Genomic DNA, 19,415 nt, shown 5'->3' with positions numbered 1-19,415 from the left:
CTCCGTTCTGCTTAGCAGTTGAGCTTGATCTCGCTACCATTGACCGAAACGCCACTGGCGTTGATCACTACCTCTGAACCACCGGCACTTATCCTGATCTCACCGGCGGTAATCTCGATGGCGGACGATTCGCCCACTGCAGCGATCAGCTTGGCTGCGGACGACAAGGTCATGTCGCCGGTCGAGAACTGCGAGTGGGTTTCGGTGACACCCTGCTCGAACGTTCCCTCCACACCGATGGTGCGCGAGCCCTTGTTTGCATCCTCCACCGCACCGGTGACTCCGCGCTTGTCCAGGCCCGTAATCGTGGTTTCCCGCCCTGCCAGGTATTGCTCGGTAACTTTTCCCTGCACCTGTTCCCACGAGGTCGAGGTGATGGTCTGCTTCCACGTGCCGGTGCGCTGGCTGATGTAGTTGCCGGTCAACGTGGTGGTGAAAGGACCAGTGATGGTTTCGGTATAGCCGGCAGCGAGAATCGTCTTGGTCTGACCGGTGTGAAAGGTCTCGGCGACTGCGCCGGTGACATCAGTGGTGCGAGTGCCGGTCACGGTCGAGGTATCGGTACCGGTAACGGTGATGCCGCGATTGCCGGTGATACCGATGGTCTGGTTGCCGCCCACGGTCATGCCGTGGTCAACCGCCACACTCGTGGTCTTGTTGTTGAGGATGCTCGCGGTCTGGTCATTGAGAACGGTGGTGACCATGTCGCGCTGCGCACGCATGTTCAACAGCTCGCCCCCCGCACCATCGTGCATGGAGACTTCGTTCCAACCACCGCCTTTGACCGTTTTCGACTTCAGGCCGCTGACTTCCATGCCGAACGGCGGCATGTTCTGCTCGTTGTAGACACGGCCGGTGATGATCGGGCGATCCGGATCGCCATCAAGAAAATCGACGATGACTTCCTGGCCGACACGTGGCGGCGACACACCGCCCATGTCAGCGCCCGCCCAAGGGCTGGAGCTACGGATCCAGCATGAGGCGTTCTCACGTCGATCCAGCTTCCTGTCCCAGTGGAACTGCACCTTCACCCGGCCATAGGCGTCGGCATGCAGCTCCTCGCCCGGCGGGCCGACCACCGTTGCGGTCTGCGGTCCAGGCATGCGTGGCCACGGTGTCTGTCGCAAGGGACGGAACGGAATACGCCTGCGCAATACCTGCGCCTGCATCTCAACGCTGGGCAATTCCGCACTGGAGAAATCGCTGGCGAAATTATTGTGACCCTCGCGCTGCATCGACACCACGAAGAACTCACGGTCTGCCTCATCGCGACCAATGAAATCAGGATGCCGCTCGAGACTGAAGCAAGCACCAGCCCCCAGGTCACCGGCGTTGCCAGCGCATTCGAACAACTTGGTCGGCCAGCTCACTTCCTCGTTACGTACTGCCGCCAAGGCTTCACCAACGCGGCTGTTTGCAAAGCGTGCTGCGCCGTCATAACGGTATTGCTCCAGCGGCGGCAACAAGCCCATTGGCACCTGGTTGCCCTGGTTTCCATCAAGTTGCTGCTTGGGCTGCTTGAAATCGAAACTGCGCAATGTCTGCGCACTCGGCCCTACCCTGCGCCGCGCGCCCCAGCGATGCAGACCGGTACGCGCCAGGGTTCCCTGATCGGACACATACGCGATTGCAGCCGGTTCACCGTGTACGACACTGAGTGTGGAGTCATCGCTGATGACCAGCGTGTGCCCCTCATCATCATGTACGAAGCTGTAGTACAGGCCCGCGTCTTCCAGCAAGCGACTGACGAAAGCAAAGTCAGACTCGTTGTACTGCACGCAATAGGACAAGGGCTGCAACTTGCCTGCATTGAGATCGTAGCGGTAGCGCGCCAACTGTTCGTAGCCGGCAAACACTTCTTCGATGATCTGCAGGAGGTTCTTGTCCTGGAAGATGCGGCAATTGCTGGTGTAATCGAGGAAAGCGAACCAAGGTGCCAGTTCGGCGCGGTAACTGTTGAACTGTGCCTGTTGCCCGGTGCTAGCGAATTCGCGCACATAGCCGTGCACACTGCGGCCACCAAATTCGTCGCCCAGAAGCAGACGTAGCGGCTGCCCAACCAGCTGCTTCAGTTCCAGCCTTGGCTGGGTAGACAGCAACTCGACGTGATAGAGGAATGGCGCGGAGACCGATTCATTGCCGTCAAAGCGCTTGACCAGAAAGGTCTCTGGTGAAAGCGCGGTTTCCACTCGAACCAGGCGGCGGTCTTGATGCAGGCGTTGCAAGCCGCCTGCTGCTGAAAGTGATTCTGCAAACATCGGGCGTTCCGTCGTCCCATGCGTTGTCGAGAACCCGACTGTGCCATTGCTTTATGTCACGCGCCAGTTTTCTGACACCCTTATCGGGTCTTTGAATGCTGAATTCGTAGGAATGTATTAGTCGATGGCGGGCTTCATCACGCAGTCCTCACGCAACCAAATCGCGGCTTGGCGGTGAACTGCGCGGATTCTGCTATCGGCGGCTTACAGAAGGTGTTTGTTGTCTGGACATTCGAGACACGTCTTTAGCGATGTAGATCACATAAAGCCGCGCAGACAAGTGTTGTCGCCCGGGTAAGCGCAGCGCAACCGAGGAAAGGAACCAGAATTTCTTCAGGCTTTCTGCCTGCGTTTCCTGATGCGCTGCCCACACCCGGGGGGCGTGCTACGAGTATTGATGGATCGGGGGGGGGAAGCCCCTGCCGAGCATGGCTCGGCACTACGGGAGGTGCGCACGCGTCAGGTCAAACGGATGCGCAGTGCTCGACGATCAATTGGATGGCTTTGCCGCCGCGATAGTCGTCGCTCACCAGTCGGTAGGCGAGCTGTACATGCTGCGCGGGTGCGGTGCCGGTCCAGCCGCTGAAATGGATCGCATTGATCCGCGCCGCGCTGCCGGTCTGACGCAATACGAACTTCAGATGGCGCTCCTTGAGTACGCGCCATTCAAGCACTTCGAAAGCACCGTCAAATAAAGGTTCAGCGAAGCCCTGCCCCCACGGGCCGGCAAGACGCAGTGCTTCGGCGTGCTGGAAATCCAGTTCGGCAGGCGACAACTCCCCATCGCTGAGCAACTGCTGTTGCAGCAATGCCGGGTCCAGACTGCGCTGCACCTGCTGTTCGAAGGCCGCCTTGAATGCATCCAGATTTGCCAATGGCAAACTCAGCCCCGCAGCCATCGCGTGGCCACCGAACTTCTCCATCAATCCCGGATGATTGGCGTTGATCGCAGCCAAGGCATCACGGATGTGGAAGCCGCTGATCGAACGCGCCGAACCACGCAGCGCATCGCCACCGGGTTCAGCTGGTGCAAAGGCAATCACCGGCCGATGCAGGCGGTCCTTCATCTTCGATGCAACCAGGCCCACCACGCCCGGGTGCCACTCAGCGTCGAACAGACAAGCCGCGACGGGGCGCTGCATGTCGTCATCCAACACGGCGCGGGCAACCGCACGTTCGGCATCGTCGGTCATGATCTGCTGCACGGCGCGGCGCTCGGCATTGATCTCTTCCAGCAGCGTGGCGATCTCCCGTGCCTGTGCTGGATCTTCGGTCAACAACAGCTCAATTCCCAGCGCCATGTCTTCCAGACGCCCTGCCGCATTCAAACGCGGCGCAACGGCGTAACCGATGTCGCTGGCGCTGAGCCGACGCGGGTCGCGTCCACTCACCTCGATCAAGGCCTGCAGGCCGACGCTGGCCTTGCCAGCGCGCAGACGGCGTAAGCCCGCTGAAACCAGGGCGCGATTGTTCTCATCCAGTGCCACCAGATCGGCGACAGTGCCGACGGCGACCAGGTCCAGCAGCGTCAGCAGATCAGGTTCCGGCTGGGTCCCGAATGCTGCCTGCTCGCGCAGGTGCCGACGCAACGCCATCAACACGTAGAAGATGACGCCGACACCGGCCAGCGCTTTGCTGGGGAATGCGTCACCGTCCACATTCGGATCGACGATCGCGTCAGCCGGTGGTAGCTGCTCACCAGGAAGATGGTGATCGGTGACCAGCACCTGCCAACCCAAGGCTTTTGCTGCGCGCACGCCTGCATGACAGGCAATGCCGTGGTCGACCGTGACCAGCAGGCCCGGCTTCAACGCGGCAAGTTCTTCGACCAGCGACGGCGATAGGCCGTAGCCATGCACCATCCGGTTCGGCACGGCATGCACCACATCGCGTGCGCCCAGCATACGCAGACCACGCACGCCTACCGCACAGGCCGTGGCGCCGTCGCAGTCGAAATCACCGACGATGAGAATGCGCTTGTCGTTGGCGATTGCAGCGGCCAGCAACTGCACCGCAGCCTGCATGCCGCCGAGTAGATCAGGTGCATGCAACTGGGCCAGTCGTGGCTGCGCCTGCTCTGGCGTGGTAGCACCACGTGCTGCATAGATGCGCCGCAGCAACGGCAGGGTTTCATCGTTCCAGCCGTCGACCGCGACCATGTCGCGGCGAACGATCTTCAAACTGTCACTCATCAGCAAGCGTCATGATCGGTTTCTTCCACAGGAGCCAACGCTGCCCGCGGGTGATGCGATAGCCGGTACCGTCTTCGAAATCCAGCTGCAACTCGCTGAGTTCGCCACGCTTGAGTGCATCGAGCAAGGGGGCGATTGCATCCCGAGCGAGCTGCTGCAGCGAACGCAGTTGGCGCAGATCGACCAACGCATCCACGCTCTGCTCGCCGCCCAGGCGCACCCCGGCCATCGCAGCCAAACCCTGCACCAGGGCATCACGGCTGCGCACCTGCGCGTGCGCGGTATGTACCGATGCCGGCAGGCTGCCAGCGCCCCAGAACCACAGTGAATTGACCGCACGCTGGCCTTGCGCCACGCGTTGTTCATTCCATGGATGCTGGTGCAGGACCACCTGCGTTTCGGTCAACAACGCGCGCCAACGGCGTCCGTTCTCTCCGTTGGGCAGATGCGAGAACAAATCGTCGCCGAGCACCACATCCGGCTCTGCAAACTCGGGCAGTGGCGTGTCAGCCGGCAGACGCAGGTACCAACGCGAGGGCGTCGGTGCATCCAATTGGTAGCCGAAACCAGCGAACAACGGCTGCAGCGCGGGTAACAAGGCGTCAACGTCAGTCTGCTCCAAGCGCAGCGTCTCGGCCGCCGCCATCAGACGCGCCCCCTGCATGTCCGGCACGATATTGGCTGGATCGGCACGCAGCCAGAAGCCGCCCGCGGCGTCGCCGGCATCGGTCTGGCGGGTCAAGGCGGCAGCCGACCAGGCGGCCGGCTGCACGCTGAAGTGACGGCGCAGCTGCGCCGATTCACCGGCCGTACCGAGCGAGCGCTCGGCACGGCCCAGGGCCATGGCCACCTGCGCCGGCAGTTCGCCTGCCGGAAAACGGCTGCGCGCGGGCAGCAGCAGCGTGGCTTTGGCCATCGTCAGTCGAGGTATTCGACGCTGACGATTTCGTACTCGCGCTGGCCAGCCGGCGCGTCGATGGCGATGGCGTCGCCTTCGTGCTTGCCGATCAGTGCACGCGCCACCGGCGAGGAAATGGCGATCAAGCCCAGCTTGATGTCCGCTTCCAGGTCACCAACGATCTGGTAACGCTTTTCTTCGTCGCTCTCGACGTCAGCCAGGGTCACCGTCGCACCGAACACCACCTTGCTGCCAGCGTTGAGCTTGCTGATGTCGATGATCTCCGAATGTGACAGTTCACCTTCCAGCTGCTTGATGCGGCCTTCGATGAAGCCCTGCTCTTCGCGTGCGGCGTGGTACTCGGCGTTCTCCTTCAGGTCACCGTGCTCGCGTGCTTCGGCGATGGCGGCGATGACCTTCGGGCGCTTCTCCGACTTCAGGTGATCCAGTTCGTCACGCAGGCGCTTGGCGCCTTTCATCGTGATGGGGGCTCTCATGCATTCAGCTCCTTGTGCAGTTCCTGCAGCGACAACACCGGACCGGTACCACGGAACTCCAGCGACTGCACCAGCGCCTTGGCGCCAGCAACGGTGGTGGAGTACGTGATGCGGTTCTGCAGTGCCTCGCGGCGGATCGAGAACGAGTCGTTGATCGCAGCACGGCCTTCGGTCGTGTTGACGATGTAGACGATCTCGCCATTCTTGATGCTGTCCACGATATGCGGACGGCCTTCAACTACCTTGTTGACGACGTCACAGGTATAGCCATGCTGCTGCAACCACGCGGCGGTGCCACGGGTAGCCACCAGCGAGTAGCCGCGTTCGACCAGCCCCTGCACCGCCGGCATCACGCGCTGCTTGTCAGCGTCGCGCACCGAGATGAAGACCTTGCCGACCGGCGGGGTCTTGATGCTGCCGGCTTCCTGCGCACGTGCGAACGCTGCGCTGAAGGTACGGCCTACACCCATCACCTCACCGGTGGAGCGCATCTCCGGCCCGAGGATCGGATCGACGCCCTGGAACTTGGCAAACGGGAAGATCGCTTCCTTCACCGAGTAGTAATCCGGCACGATTTCCTTGGTCGCGCCCTGCTCGGCAAGCGTCTTGCCGGCCATGCAGCGGGCGGCGATCTTGGCCAGCGCCATGCCGGTCGCCTTGGACACGAACGGCACGGTGCGCGATGCACGCGGGTTGACTTCCAGCAGGTAGATCACGTCGTTGCCATCAGCATCGGACTGGATCGCGAACTGGGTGTTCATCAGGCCGACGACCTGCAGTGCCTTGGCCAGCTCGGTGACCTGGCGGCGCAGTTCGGCCTGGGTTTCAGCCGACAGCGAGTACGGCGGCAGCGAGCAGGACGAGTCACCGGAGTGCACGCCGGCTTCTTCGATGTGCTCCATCACGCCGCCGATCAGGACCTTGCCGTCCTTGTCGCAGATGATGTCGACGTCGGCTTCGACCGCGGCATCGAGGAAGTGGTCCAGCAGCACCGGCGAATCGTTGGACACCTTGACCGCGTCGCGCACGTAGCGGGCCAGGTCGGCTTCGCTGTAGACGATTTCCATTGCACGGCCGCCAAGCACGTAGCTCGGGCGCACCACCAGCGGGTAGCCGATCTCGCGGGCCAGCAGCAGGGCTTCCTGGTCATTGCGGGCGATGCGGTTCGGCGGCTGCTTCAGGCCGAGCTTCTCGACCAGCTGCTGGAAGCGCTCACGGTCTTCGGCCAGGTCGATGGAGTCCGGCGAGGTACCGATCACCGGCACGCCATTGGCTTCCAGCGCACGCGCCAGCTTCAGCGGGGTCTGGCCGCCGTACTGCACGATCACGCCCTTGGGCTGCTCCAGCTCGACGATCTCCAGCACGTCTTCCAGCGTCAGCGGCTCGAAGTACAGGCGGTCGGAGGTGTCGTAATCGGTCGAAACGGTTTCCGGGTTGCAGTTGACCATGATGGTTTCAAAACCATCCTCGCGCAGGGCGAGCGCAGCGTGCACGCAGCAGTAGTCGAACTCGATGCCCTGGCCGATGCGGTTCGGGCCACCGCCCAGGATCATGATCTTGTCGCGGTTGCTCGGTGCGGCCTCGCACTCGTCCTCGTAGGTCGAGTACAGGTAGGCGGTGCCGGTAGCGAACTCGCCGGCGCAGGAGTCAACACGCTTGTAGACCGGACGCACCTTGTGGGCGCGACGCAGTGCACGGATAGCCGCTTCATTGGTGCCAGTCAGCTGCGCCAGGCGAGCGTCGGAGAAACCGGCGCGCTTGAGCTTGCGCAGGCGCGCTGCGTTCAGCGAATCGATGCCTTCGGCATGCACCTGCTTTTCGTCAGCGATGATCTCTTCGATCTGGTCGAGGAACCACGGGTCGATATGCGACAGGCCGTAGATTTCTTCCACGCTCATGCCGGTGCGGAAGGCATCGCCGACGTAGAACAGACGCTCCGGGCCCGGGGCCTTGAGCTCGCGCTTCATGGTGGCGACGTCGTCTTCGTTGCCCAGGTCCAGCTCGGTCGGGTCGAGGCCGACCTTGCCGGTTTCCAGGCCACGCAGTGCCTTCTGCAGCGATTCCTTGAAGGTGCGGCCCATCGCCATCACCTCGCCCACCGACTTCATCTGGGTGGTCAGGCGCGCGTCGGCGGCCGGGAACTTCTCGAAGGCAAAGCGCGGAATCTTGGTGACGACGTAGTCGATGGACGGCTCGAACGAGGCCGGGGTCAGGCCGCCGGTGATTTCGTTCTTCAATTCGTCCAGGGTGTAACCGACAGCCAGCTTGGCTGCGACCTTGGCGATCGGGAAGCCGGTGGCCTTGGAGGCCAGTGCCGAGGAACGCGACACGCGCGGATTCATCTCGATCACCACCACGCGGCCGGTGGTCGGGCTGATGCCGAACTGCACGTTCGAACCGCCGGTATCCACGCCGATCTTGCGCAGCACGGCGATGGAGGCATCGCGCAGGCGCTGGTATTCCTTGTCGGTCAGGGTCTGTGCCGGTGCCACGGTGATCGAGTCACCGGTGTGCACGCCCATCGGGTCCAGGTTCTCGATCGAGCAGACGATGATGCAGTTGTCCGCGGTGTCGCGGACCACTTCCATTTCGAATTCCTTCCAGCCCAGCACCGATTCTTCCACCAGCACTTCGGTGGTCGGCGACAGTTCCAGGCCACGGCCAACGATCTCGATCAACTCTTCGCGGTTGTAGGCGATGCCGCCGCCGCTGCCGCCGAGGGTGAAGGACGGACGGATGATGGTCGGGTAGCCAACGCGGGTCTGGATTTCCAGCGCCTCTTCCAGCGTGTGGGCAACGGCGGCGGTCGGGCATTCCAGGCCGATCTCGCCCATCGCCACGCGGAACAGCTCGCGGTCTTCGGCCATGCGGATGGCTTCGCGCTTGGCACCGATCAGCTCGACGTTGTACTTCTCCAGCACACCGTGGTCAGCCAGGTCCAGCGCGCAGTTCAGCGCGGTCTGGCCGCCCATGGTCGGCAGCAGCGCGTCGGGGCGCTCCTTGTCGATGATCTTCTCGACCGTCTGCCAGTTGATCGGCTCGATGTAGACGGCATCGGCCATCTCCGGGTCGGTCATGATCGTGGCCGGGTTGGAGTTCACCAACACCACGCGGTAACCCTCGTCACGCAGCGCCTTGCACGCCTGCGCGCCGGAGTAGTCGAACTCACAGGCTTGGCCGATGACGATCGGGCCGGCGCCGATGATCAGGATGGTTTTTAGGTCGGTGCGCTTTGGCATTTTCTTCTCTAAGTCAGTACAGCGTGTCTGGGGGAAGTGATCGCACGCTGTCGATCAGGAAAACTCTTCTGGATCAATCGTGACACCGCATTGGCTCTGGATGCGCTCGCTCATGCGCAGCGGCAGGCCATCGGGCATCTCGCCCAGCTCCGCAAGCACGGCACCCAAGGCTTCATAGGAGCCGCTGGCCATGAACTCGCCTACCTGCTTGCGCTCCAGCTCGCTGGGCTCGCCCTCGAACTCGGCGGGCAAGGCGGTGCCGTACATCATCTGGCGCTGGGTCGCGACCATGCGCTTGCCGCCCTGGCTTGAATAGAACGCCTGCCAGCGCTTGAGGTGCTGCTGCCCGTCGTTGCCAAGATTGGCGACCAGGCGATCCACCAGTGCTTCATTGAGCACCTCGCCGATCGGCGTGGCCAGGCACGCGCGTTGTGCTGCCGGAATCTGCGGGAAGAGCGTGACATTGGCCAACATGGACGTGGCCGCGTCATTGCCCATGCGCTCGAAGCCGGTCAGCGGCAGCAGATCGCGGATCTCCTGCGCGGTCACTGGCGCCGCGCTGGCCACCGAGGTGACCAGCAGCGCCGGCAACATCAGCCAGCGCGCCTTGCTCACGCCTTGGCCCCTTCCATCAGGGTGATGAAGCGGTCAAACAACGGTGCCACGTCACGCGGACCCGGCGAGGCTTCCGGGTGGCCCTGGAAGGAGAACGCCGGCGCATCGGTCAGCGCGATGCCCTGGATGGTCTGGTCGAACAGCGAGCGGTGGGTGACCCGCACATTGGCAGGCAGCACGCTTTCGTCGATGGCGAAGCCGTGGTTCTGCGAGGTGATCATCACCCGGCCGTCGTCGATGTCCTGCACCGGGTGGTTGGCACCGTGGTGGCCGTGGCCCATCTTCATGGTCTTGGCGCCTGCGGCCAGGCCGAGCAGCTGGTGGCCGAGGCAGATACCGAAGGTCGGGACCTTCTGCTCGACGAAGGTCTTGATCGCGCTGATGGCGTAATCGCAGGGTTCCGGGTCGCCCGGGCCGTTGGACAGGAACACACCGTCCGGCTTCAGCGCCAGCACTTCGGCAGCGGGCGTCTGGGCAGGCACCACGGTCAACTCGCAACCGCGCTCGGCCAGCATGCGCAGAATGTTGGTCTTGACGCCGAAGTCATAGGCCACAACCTTGAACTTCGGTTCGGCGCGCACGAATTCGTTGCGGTCCAGGTCCAGCTGGCCTTCGGTCCAGCCATAGGACTTGTCGGTGCTGACCACCTTGGCCAGATCCATGCCCTTCAGGCCGGGGAACTTGCGGGCGGCTTCCAGCGCCTTTTCGACATCGATGTCGGGGCCAGCCATCAGCGCAGCGTTCTGGGCGCCGCGCTCACGCAGGATGCGGGTCAGCTTGCGGGTATCGATGCCGGAGATGGCCACCACGCCGCGCTGGATCAACCAATCCTGCAGCGACACCTGGTTGCGCCAGTTGCTTGGGCGACGCGGCACATCGCGAACGATCAGGCCCGATGCCCATACCTTGGAGGCTTCATCGTCCTGGTCGTTCATACCGGTGTTGCCGATATGCGGATACGTCAGGGTGATCATCTGCCGGGCGTAGGACGGATCGGTCAGCATTTCCTGGTAACCGGTCATGGCGGTGTTGAACACCACCTCACCCACGGATAGGCCGGGCGCGCCTACGGATTCGCCCTCGAATACGGTGCCGTCTTCGAGCACGAGAATTGCGGCTTGGGTCACGGGAATCTCACTTTGGCTACCGGGGGACTCCGAAGCCACGCCTGCGTTCACGGTCAAAAACCGGTTGCAAAAAAGCGCGGACGGCGGTCTGGGAACCGGTCCGGCTAACGTGTTTCGGCGAGCCGGAATTGTAAAGGCAAGGGGGCACCAACGCCAGCGCCCCGTTCGCCTCTCTTCAGCTGTTCAGTGGTGACAAAAGCCATGTTCCGGAAGGAAAGTGCCGCGCATTCAGCTGTTTCAGGCCTGCCCGGACGTCCCAACCAGATCCCGCACCCGGTACTGCCCCGGACTGCGCTGGCGCAGTTGCTTGGCCGCGTGCAGCGCCCCGCGCGCGAAAATGTCCCGATTGGTAGCCCGGTGCACCAGCTCCACTCGCTCGCCAAGTCCGGTGAACTGAACGAAGTGCTCGCCGATGATGTCGCCGGCACGCAGGCTGGCGTAACGCGGCTCCGCACCGCCATGCTGGGCCGACTCCCCCAGTGTCAACGCGGTACCGGAAGGGGCGTCCTTCTTGTGCACGTGATGGGACTCGACGATGTCGCAGTCCCAGCCAGGCAACGCTGCCGCGGCACGCTCCACCAGCTCGGCCAGCACTGCCACGCCGAGACTGAAATTGGTCGCCCAAACCAGAGGGATCTTGTTCGCGGCTGCAGCTAAAGCGGCCTGCTGCACCTCACTGATGCCGGTTGTACCCGATACCAGTCCCACACCGCGCTCCACGCACAGCGCCAGCACCGGATCAAAGCCCTCCGGCAGGCTGAAATCGATCGCCACATCAAATGCAGGCGTACCAGACAGCTCGCTGGCGGCGAAATGCGGAATGCCGTCGATCACGCGCTGGATTGGCGGTTTGCGCACCACCGCGGCGACCACCTGCAACGAGGAATCTTCTGCCGCAAGACGCAGCAGGGCTTGGCCCATGCGGCCGGAGGCGCCATGGATCAGCAAACGGGTTGGAATCGTATTCATGCCGGCACGCTAACGCTTCAGCAGCCCAACACACAAGCGCACAGCGCGCGATTACATCCTGCCGACATGGGTAATCGAACGACTGCCGGTCATATAGGTCCGCCAGCGGCTGCGTTCCACCGTGTCGCGGCCGCGGCTGACCATGCGCACGCCCGCCATTTCGACAATGGCCGATACCTCAACCTCGGCCGAACGACCATCACTGGCAATACTGATGCTGTTCACCTTCTGCTCGTAGCGCAGCGGCATGCGACCACCGAAGGTTTCCCGGAACTGGCGCAGCTGGCTCATGCTTTGAGCCAAGGAGGCGCAGTACTGCTCCCTGTCATAGCGCTGTTCGGCCTGCTGGGTTTCGGTCTTGGTTACCGTGGTCTGCACATAGTCTTTCGACAACATCTCGCACAGCGGCTTGTCGTCGCCTGCTGCAAGCGCCTGGTCGGCGCGCAGGTACAGCGCGCGCACCTGTGACTCGGTGATCTTGTTGCCACCACGCAGATAGAACGAACCACCTGCAGCCAACACCACGACCAACATCACAACGCCAATCAATGACTTCATGTCTTTCCCCTGGTTGCTCCGTGCAATCGACGCAGTGTACAGCCACGATGCTTCAACGAACATCCAAGCCTTGCCTGCACCACTGCCAGCCCCGCGGTCCGGCCGAACGACCCAGCGATGCGCAGCCAGCACCGTAGCCCGGGTAAGCGCAGCGCACCCGGGCTCCCCCTCTGCCAAGCCAGGACACCGCTGCAACGCGCGCGATCCAATTGCTCCTGCCTGCAAAGGCAACAACGCCGGGTTTCCCCGGCGTTGTCGTATTGCTCAATGCTGCTTAGGCTCGCTTGGCCCGCAGCTGTTGCAGCCGCCGCATGCCCCTGCAGCGCTGGCTGCCGGCGGCGCCAGACGTCGTCCCCAGGCCTGCAGCCTCGGCGAACGCTGCGGCTTCACCAGCCACAGCGCCAACACGCCGCGCAGCTTGCGCAATACGCCCGGAAACTGCTTCTTCAGCACCACCCAGGCACTGACCAGCACCGCCACGGCGATGATCAGGTATTGCAGCAGCAGGCCCTTGTCCATCAGCCGGCTCCCAGTGCCACCGCCACCTGGTAGGTGACGAACGCCGCCAGATAGGCCGCGCCGAACAGGTAGACCGTGGCGAAGGCCATCTGCTTCCACGAGTTGGTCTCACGCTTGATCGTGGCCAAGGTGGAAATGCACATCGGCGCGTAGATGAACCAGACCATCAGCGACAAGCCGGTCGCCAAGGTCCAGCCATCGCTGATCACCGGGGTCAGCGCCTGGATGGCAGCGTCGTCATCGGCCGCCGACAAGGCATAGATCGTGGCCAGCGAAGACACCGCCACCTCGCGCGCACCCATGCCCGGGATCAAGGCAATACAGATCTGCCAGTTGAAACCCAGCGGGGCGAAGATCACCGCCATCGCATGGCCGATCTGGCCGGCGAAGCTGTAATCGATGGCCGGCATGGTCGCGTTCTCGGGTGCGCCCGGGTACGACAGCAGGAACCACAACAGGATGGTCAGCGACAGAATGATGCCGCCCACGCGCTTGAGGAAGATCATCGCGCGCTCGTACAGACCCACCAGCAGGTCGCGCGGATTGGGCAGACGGTAGGACGGCAGCTCCAGCATCAAGGGATGCTCGCTCTTGTCGCGCCGGAACTTCTTCATCGTCCACGACATCACCAACGCACTGAGGATGCCGGCCACATACAGGGCAAACAGCACCAGCCCCTGCTGGTTGAACACGCCCCACACAGTCTTGGCCGGGATGAAGGCACCTATCAGCAAGGCGTACACCGGCAGGCGCGCCGAGCAGGTCATCAGCGGCGCCACCAGAATGGTGGCCAGGCGATCACGCGGGTCCTGGATCGAGCGGGTGGACATGATGCCCGGCACCGCGCAAGCGAAACTCGACAGCAGCGGGATGAACGAGCGCCCGGACAAACCGGCCGAGGCCATCATCCGATCCAGCAGGAAGGCAGCGCGCGGCAGATAGCCCGACTCCTCCAATGCCAGGATGAAGGCGAACAGGATCAGGATCTGCGGCAGGAATACCAGCACGCCGCCGACACCGGCAATGATGCCGTCCACCAGCAGGCTGCTGAGCGGCCCTTCCGGCAGCTTCTCGGCCACCACCGGCCCCAGCCAGCCAAAGGCGGCCTCGATGCCATCCATCAATGGCGTCGCCCAGGCATACACCGCCTGGAAGATCAGGAACATCACCACAGCCAGGGTCAGCAGACCGAAAACCGGGTGCAGCAACCAACGGTCCAGCGCGTCATCCACCTTGGCGGTGGGCGCGGGCATGCGCACGGCGGAAGCCAGGATGTCGCGCACCTGCGCGTGGTAATCAGCACCGGGCTCGGCCGCATGCACCGGCATGGCGTCGAGCTTTGGCATCAGGGTATCGATGCGCTCGACCAGCGCGCGCGCGCCGTTGTGACGCACCGCGACGGTTTCCACCACCGGCACGCCCAAGGCTTTCTCAAGTGCAGGTACATCGATCTCGATGCCACGCTTGCGCGCGGCATCGACCATGTTCAGCGCCACCACCATCGGCTTGCCGAGCTCGCGCACTTCCAGCGCAAAGCGCAGGTGCAGGCGCAAGTTGGTCGCGTCGATCACGCAGATCAGCGCATCCGGCGCAGCTTCGCCAGGGTAGAAACCCCGACAAAGATCACGAGTGATGGCCTCGTCCAGGCTGGCCGGGTGCAGGCTGTAGGCGCCCGGCAGATCCAGCACCGCATACTCCTGCCCGGACGGCCCACGCATGCGGCCTTCCTTGCGTTCGACGGTGACGCCGGTGTAGTTGGCCACCTTCTGGCGGCTGCCGGTCAGCTGATTGAACAGCGCGGTCTTGCCGCTGTTCGGGTTGCCCACCAGCGCCAACCTGGCGATCACCGTACTCATGCCTGTGCTCCTTCAGCGCTGATCTGGACCCGCGCGGCCTCGCTACGACGCAGCGCAAAGCGGGTGAAACCGACCTGGAACAGCAGCGGTTCGCCGCCGACCGGTCCCCGCGCAACCAAACGGACTTCTTCTCCGTTCACGAAACCCAGTTCACGCAGACGGCGCGCGATCGCATCGTTTGCATGCAGGTCCTGAACGCTTTCCACGCGCGCTGAAGCATGCAGCGGCAAATCTGACAACGTCACTGAATGGGCGCCTATGTAAAGTTGATAAGAATGGTTATCAATTCTAGCATCGCCGCGCTGCGTCATGGCGTCCCACCCCTGCACCGCTATGATTCGTCGGATTACCGTTCAAACAGGCATTACCAATGAGCGATGCACTGCTCGTGCAGCAGCAGGGCGCGGTAGCGACCCTTTCCATGAACCGGCCGGACCTGCACAACGCCTTCGACGCGGCGCTGATCCAATCCCTGACCGAGACCCTGTCCAGCCTGGGCGCCGACCCGGCCGTGCGCGCCGTGGTGCTGGCAAGTACCGGCCCCTCCTTCTCGGCCGGTGCCGACCTGCAGTGGATGCGTTCCATGGCCAGCGCCAGCCAGGAAGAGAACCGCATCGACTCGCTGGCGCTGGCACGACTGATGCGCACCCTGGATGAGCTGCCCAAGCCGACCATCGCCCGCGTGCAGGGCGCAGCCTTTGGCGGCGGCGTTGGCCTGGTCGCTTGCTGCGATATCGCCATTGCGGCCGAGGGCGCGCGCTTTGGCTTGACCGAAAGCCGGCTCGGCCTGCTGCCCGCGGTGATCTCCCCTTATGTGATCGCAGCGATCGGTCCGCGCCAGGCTCGGCGCTGGTTCGCCACCGGCGAGCATTTCGACGCAACTGCCGCGCAGCAGATCGGCCTGGTCCACCAGGTAGTAGCCGCCGATGCCTTGGACGCCGCCGTGCAGGCCCAGCTCACCCTGCTGGGCAAGGCCGGCCCGGTTGCCGCCGCATCCGCCAAGGTACTGGTCCGCGAGGTCCATGCTGCGCTGGGCGACCGCGATGGGCTGGACCGTGCCAATGCCGGCCTGATCGCCGCCCTGCGCGCCTCCGATGAAGGTCGCGAAGGGCTGACCGCCTTCCTCGAGAAGCGCCCTCCCCGTTGGACCACGCAGTAATCCGCGCTCCTGCCCAACCTGCGCCCTCCTTTAGCCAAAGACCGCTCCATGAATGATTTCGTCCGTATCGTCGAGGTAGGCCCGCGTGACGGCCTGCAGAATGAGAAGCAGCAGGTCGCCACCGCCGACAAGATCGAATTGATCGACCGGCTCTCGGCTACCGGCCTGCGCAGCATCGAAGCCACCAGCTTTGTCAGCCCGAAATGGGTGCCGCAGCTGGCCGACGCCGCCGAGGTGTTTGCAGGCATCCAGCGCAAGCCGGGCGTCAGCTACCCGGTACTGGTGCCCAATGAACAGGGGTACGAGCGCGCCCTGGCGGTAGGTGTCACCGAGGTTGCCGTGTTTACTGCCGCCTCCGAGCAGTTCAACCGCACCAATACCAATGCCGGCATCGATGAGTCGCTGCAGCGCTTCGAACCCATCCTGGCCCGCGCCAAGGCTGACGGTGTGCGGGTGCGTGGCTATGTCTCCACGGTACTGGGCTGCCCCTACCAGGGCGAAGTGCCGTTGGCCGACGTGGTCCGTGTGGCTGTTCGCCTGCACGCCATGGGCTGTCATGAAATATCACTGGGCGACACCATCGGCGTCGGCACCCCACTCAAGGCCCGTGCGATGCTGCGGGCGGTGGCCGCGGAACTGCCGGTCGCCGACCTGGCCGTGCATTTCCACGACACCTACGGGCAGGCCCTGGCCAATATCGCCAGCTGCCTGGAGGAAGGCGTGCGGGTGGTGGATTCGGCCGTGGCTGGCACCGGTGGCTGCCCCTATGCGCGCGGTGCTAGTGGTAATGTCGCCAGCGAAGATGTTATTTACATGCTGCACGGCATGGGGATGCGTACCGGCGTGGATCTGCCGGCGCTGGCCGCTACGGGGAACTGGCTCGCAGAACGACTGGGCCGGCAGACAGGCAGCAAGACAGGAAGGGCATTGACAGTGTCATGACCGGAACCAGCCAGCTTGGGATATCTGACGACGGCGATCACCGCGCCGCGCATGTCGACGCGCTGGCTGGACTGGACAATGCACTTCAGCAACCGCTGCCGATCAGCCTGCAGCAGGCCCTGCTTGCTGCCCGCTCAGCCCTGACCGAGGCCATGGCCGAGCGAAGGCTGGCACAACGCCGCTACGCCGCCCTGTTCAACGCAGTGCCGGACCCGGTCAGCATCCTCAGCGCTACCGGCGTGGTGCTGGACGTCAACAGCGCCGGGGTCCGCGCCTATGGCCGTACCCGCGAGGAGATCGTCGGCCAGCCCATCGAGCTGCTCAATCCCGACCTGCCGGCCGACCACCTTGAGCCGGTCTGGGAAACCCTCAATCGTGGCGAAACCTATGTGGTGGAAGTCACCAACATGCGCGGTGACGGCAGTCGCTTCCCGGTGGAGGTGCATTCGGCCACCATCGAGCACGACGATGCACATTGCATCGTCGCCGTCGCCCGCGACCTGAGCCGGCGCTGGCAGGCCGAAACCCGTTACCGCCTGCTGCTGGAGTCCATCGACAAGGGGGTGATGCTGTTTGACCGCCACCTGGGCATCATTTCCGCCAATCCTGCGGCACACCGCATTTTCAACCTCGGCAGCATTGCCCCGGCCAAAGTTCCGCTGCACAGCGACGAGTGGATCAGCGTCGATGAGCACGGCCGTCGGCTGCGGCCCGAGCACTGGCCGGTAACCCGCTCGTTTGCCGAAGGCAGGACCATCCCCAGCACCATCATCGGCCTGTACCACCGCCCCAACGGGCGGATGATCTGGATCTCGATCACCACGGTGCCGGTGTTCTCGGCCGGTTGTGACCTGCCCGACCATGTATTTTCCCTGTTCAGTGACATCACCGAACTCAAGCGCGACCACGCCCTGTTCGACCGCGCCCAATCGCTGGCGCATATCGGCGGCTGGGAGTGGGACCGTGGCCAGCAGCGGCTTTACCTCACCGGCGAGGCACAGCGCATTCTTGGCCAGCAATCCCCTCCCACCGATCTGGAGCAGCTACTGGCCTGCCTGAACAGCCTGTCGCGCCAGCAACTGCGCGATGCGATGGAACGCGTGGTCGAGCAGCGCACCGGGTTCGAACTGGAACTGCAGGGCCAACGCGCCAGCGGCCACAGCTTCTGGATCAGGATGATCGGCGAAGTGGAGCTTGGCGACCTTGCCTCGAACCGTATCGCCGGCACCCTGCAGGACATCACCGAGCCCAAGCATGCCGAGCAGACCCTCAAGAACCAGGCGCGCACCGACCCGCTGACCGGCATCATGAATCGCGACGCCGCACTCACCGACCTGGAAGCCCGGCTGAGCAACCCCTCGCACGCCGAGGTCGCGGTGCTCTACATCGACCTGGACCGGTTCAAGACCGTCAACGATGTGCTCGGCCACAACGCCGGCGACCTGCTGCTGATCGAAGCCACCCGCCGCATTTCCGATGCGATCGGCACCGAGGGCCTGCTTGCCCGCTTTGGCGGCGATGAGTTCGTGGTCACCTGCGACGCCCGCGAACTGCCAGGCCGACCGGAAAAGCTGGCCGAGGCCATCACCCGCGCCTTCGTCCCGCCGTTCCAGTTCGGCAAGGACGAATTCCCGGTCACTACCAGCATTGGTATTGCCCGCGCGCCCAAGGACGGCGTACGCCCACAGCAACTGATCCAGAACGCCGATCTGGCCATGTACGAATGCAAGCGCCGCGACCGCAATGGCTGGCAGCTGTTCTCGCCGGAACTGGCCCGGCGCCAGCGTGACCGCCTGCAGATCGAGCGGCGCCTGCGCAAGGCCCTGGACCGTGACGAGTTCCGGCTGGTCTACCAGCCGCAGGTTGACCTGCGCAGCGGCCAGACCATCGCCTGCGAAGCCCTGATCCGTTGGCGCAGCCGCCAGCTCGGCGAGCTGCGCCCGGACATCTTCATCAGCCATGCCGAGAACACCGGCGACATCGTGCGCATCGGCGAATGGGTGCTGCACCAGGCCTGCCGGCAGATCCGCGAGTGGCAGCGCGAGGGGCTGGGCATGATGCGGGTGGCGATCAACGTCTCCTACCGCCAGTTCAGTGGCGACCGCCTGGCGCGCCAGGTGCGCGAGGTGCTGGACCATTACGGCCTGCCCGGCAGCGCCTTGGAACTTGAGTTCACCGAGCGCGTATTGATCGAGGACGCCCCGGCGACCCTGCGCACCTTTGCCGAGCTGCGCGCCATGGGCGTGGTGCTGACCATCGACGACTTCGGTGAGGGTTACAGCGCGCTCAACTACCTGCGCACCCTGCCCATCCACGGCCTCAAGCTCAGCCAGCTGTTCATCAGCGGTGTACCTGGCAACCCTTCCGACGTCGCCGTCTGCGAGGCGGTCTGTGGCATCGCCCGCAGCCTCGGCCTGGGTCTGGTCGCCGAAGGCATCGAGTCCGAGGCGCAGCGCCAGTTCCTGCTCGGGCTCGGCGTGCCGGTTGGCCAGGGCTTCCTGTTTGCACCTGGCCTGTCGCCGCCTGACTTCAGCCGGCAACTGACCAGGGCCGACATCGCCGGCCCGGTACCACAGGTCTGATCAC

The 19,415-nt window shown here is 63.9% G+C and carries 15 protein-coding genes; 3 read left to right on the top strand and 12 right to left on the bottom strand.

Going from position 1 to position 19,415, the window contains the following annotated elements:
• Window positions 1-11: 11 nt before the first annotated feature.
• From ACVOLI_RS05330 to ACVOLI_RS05275, 12 genes are all read right to left on the bottom strand, one after another.
• Window positions 12-2,258, bottom strand: coding sequence for a type VI secretion system Vgr family protein (locus ACVOLI_RS05330; RefSeq protein ID WP_481533805.1), 2,247 nt, complete (start codon window positions 2,256-2,258; stop codon window positions 12-14).
• Window positions 2,259-2,722: 464 nt separating this feature from the next.
• Window positions 2,723-4,450 carry a single-stranded-DNA-specific exonuclease RecJ gene (gene recJ / locus ACVOLI_RS05325; RefSeq protein ID WP_481533804.1) on the bottom strand — a complete coding sequence of 576 codons (1,728 nt, stop codon included), beginning with the start codon at window positions 4,448-4,450 and terminating at the stop codon, window positions 2,723-2,725.
• Window positions 4,443-5,366 carry a phosphoglycerate mutase gene (locus tag ACVOLI_RS05320; RefSeq protein WP_481533803.1) on the bottom strand — a complete coding sequence of 308 codons (924 nt, stop codon included), beginning with the start codon at window positions 5,364-5,366 and terminating at the stop codon, window positions 4,443-4,445. The genes recJ and ACVOLI_RS05320 overlap by 8 nt, the downstream gene beginning before the upstream one ends.
• 2 nt (window positions 5,367-5,368) lie before the next feature.
• Window positions 5,369-5,833, bottom strand: coding sequence for a transcription elongation factor GreA (gene greA / locus ACVOLI_RS05315; protein ID WP_481533823.1), 465 nt, complete (start codon window positions 5,831-5,833; stop codon window positions 5,369-5,371).
• 8 nt (window positions 5,834-5,841) lie between these two features.
• Window positions 5,842-9,084, bottom strand: coding sequence for a carbamoyl-phosphate synthase large subunit (carB, locus tag ACVOLI_RS05310; RefSeq protein ID WP_481533802.1), 3,243 nt, complete (start codon window positions 9,082-9,084; stop codon window positions 5,842-5,844).
• A 54-nt stretch (window positions 9,085-9,138) separates the two neighbouring features.
• The gene (locus ACVOLI_RS05305) at window positions 9,139-9,699 is read right to left on the bottom strand and encodes a DUF2059 domain-containing protein (protein WP_481533801.1); all 561 of its coding nucleotides are present in this window, start codon (window positions 9,697-9,699) and stop codon (window positions 9,139-9,141) included.
• Window positions 9,696-10,826 carry a glutamine-hydrolyzing carbamoyl-phosphate synthase small subunit gene (gene carA / locus ACVOLI_RS05300; RefSeq protein ID WP_481533800.1) on the bottom strand — a complete coding sequence of 377 codons (1,131 nt, stop codon included), beginning with the start codon at window positions 10,824-10,826 and terminating at the stop codon, window positions 9,696-9,698. The genes ACVOLI_RS05305 and carA overlap by 4 nt, the downstream gene beginning before the upstream one ends.
• Window positions 10,827-11,063: 237 nt before the next feature.
• Window positions 11,064-11,795 carry a 4-hydroxy-tetrahydrodipicolinate reductase gene (gene dapB / locus ACVOLI_RS05295; protein ID WP_481533799.1) on the bottom strand — a complete coding sequence of 244 codons (732 nt, stop codon included), beginning with the start codon at window positions 11,793-11,795 and terminating at the stop codon, window positions 11,064-11,066.
• 51 nt (window positions 11,796-11,846) lie between these two features.
• Entirely contained in the window at window positions 11,847-12,353 is a 507-nt protein-coding gene (locus ACVOLI_RS05290) for a hypothetical protein (RefSeq protein ID WP_481533798.1), read from the bottom strand.
• A gap of 264 nt (window positions 12,354-12,617) precedes the next feature.
• Window positions 12,618-12,872 (bottom strand): DUF6587 family protein, encoded by a 255-nt coding sequence (locus tag ACVOLI_RS05285; RefSeq protein ID WP_296252139.1) that lies wholly within the window; start codon window positions 12,870-12,872, stop codon window positions 12,618-12,620.
• Window positions 12,872-14,728 (bottom strand): ferrous iron transport protein B, encoded by a 1,857-nt coding sequence (feoB, locus tag ACVOLI_RS05280; RefSeq protein WP_481533797.1) that lies wholly within the window; start codon window positions 14,726-14,728, stop codon window positions 12,872-12,874. The genes ACVOLI_RS05285 and feoB overlap by 1 nt, the downstream gene beginning before the upstream one ends.
• On the bottom strand, window positions 14,725-14,973 hold the full coding sequence (locus ACVOLI_RS05275) for a FeoA family protein (protein WP_282270780.1): 249 nt from the start codon (window positions 14,971-14,973) through the stop codon (window positions 14,725-14,727). Before ACVOLI_RS05275 ends, feoB begins: the two co-directional genes overlap by 4 nt.
• 125 nt (window positions 14,974-15,098) lie before the next feature.
• On the opposite strand from ACVOLI_RS05275, the gene ACVOLI_RS05270 reads away from it, so the two are divergent.
• The 3 genes from ACVOLI_RS05270 to ACVOLI_RS05260 are packed head-to-tail and all read left to right on the top strand — an operon-like array spanning window position 15,099 to window position 19,411.
• Complete coding sequence (locus ACVOLI_RS05270; RefSeq protein WP_481533796.1) at window positions 15,099-15,887, top strand: enoyl-CoA hydratase-related protein; 789 nt, start codon at window positions 15,099-15,101, stop codon at window positions 15,885-15,887.
• 48 nt (window positions 15,888-15,935) lie between these two features.
• Window positions 15,936-16,829 carry a hydroxymethylglutaryl-CoA lyase gene (locus ACVOLI_RS05265; RefSeq protein ID WP_481533795.1) on the top strand — a complete coding sequence of 298 codons (894 nt, stop codon included), beginning with the start codon at window positions 15,936-15,938 and terminating at the stop codon, window positions 16,827-16,829.
• Window positions 16,826-19,411, top strand: a complete 2,586-nt coding sequence (locus ACVOLI_RS05260; RefSeq protein ID WP_481533794.1) for a sensor domain-containing protein — start codon at window positions 16,826-16,828, stop codon at window positions 19,409-19,411. Before ACVOLI_RS05265 ends, ACVOLI_RS05260 begins: the two co-directional genes overlap by 4 nt.
• Window positions 19,412-19,415: the final 4 nt, after the last annotated feature.

The organism is Stenotrophomonas sp. STEN029, from assembly GCF_056760015.1.
Note: the sequence above shows the minus strand (reverse complement) of the source record. Positions and strands in the feature narration are given on the sequence as shown.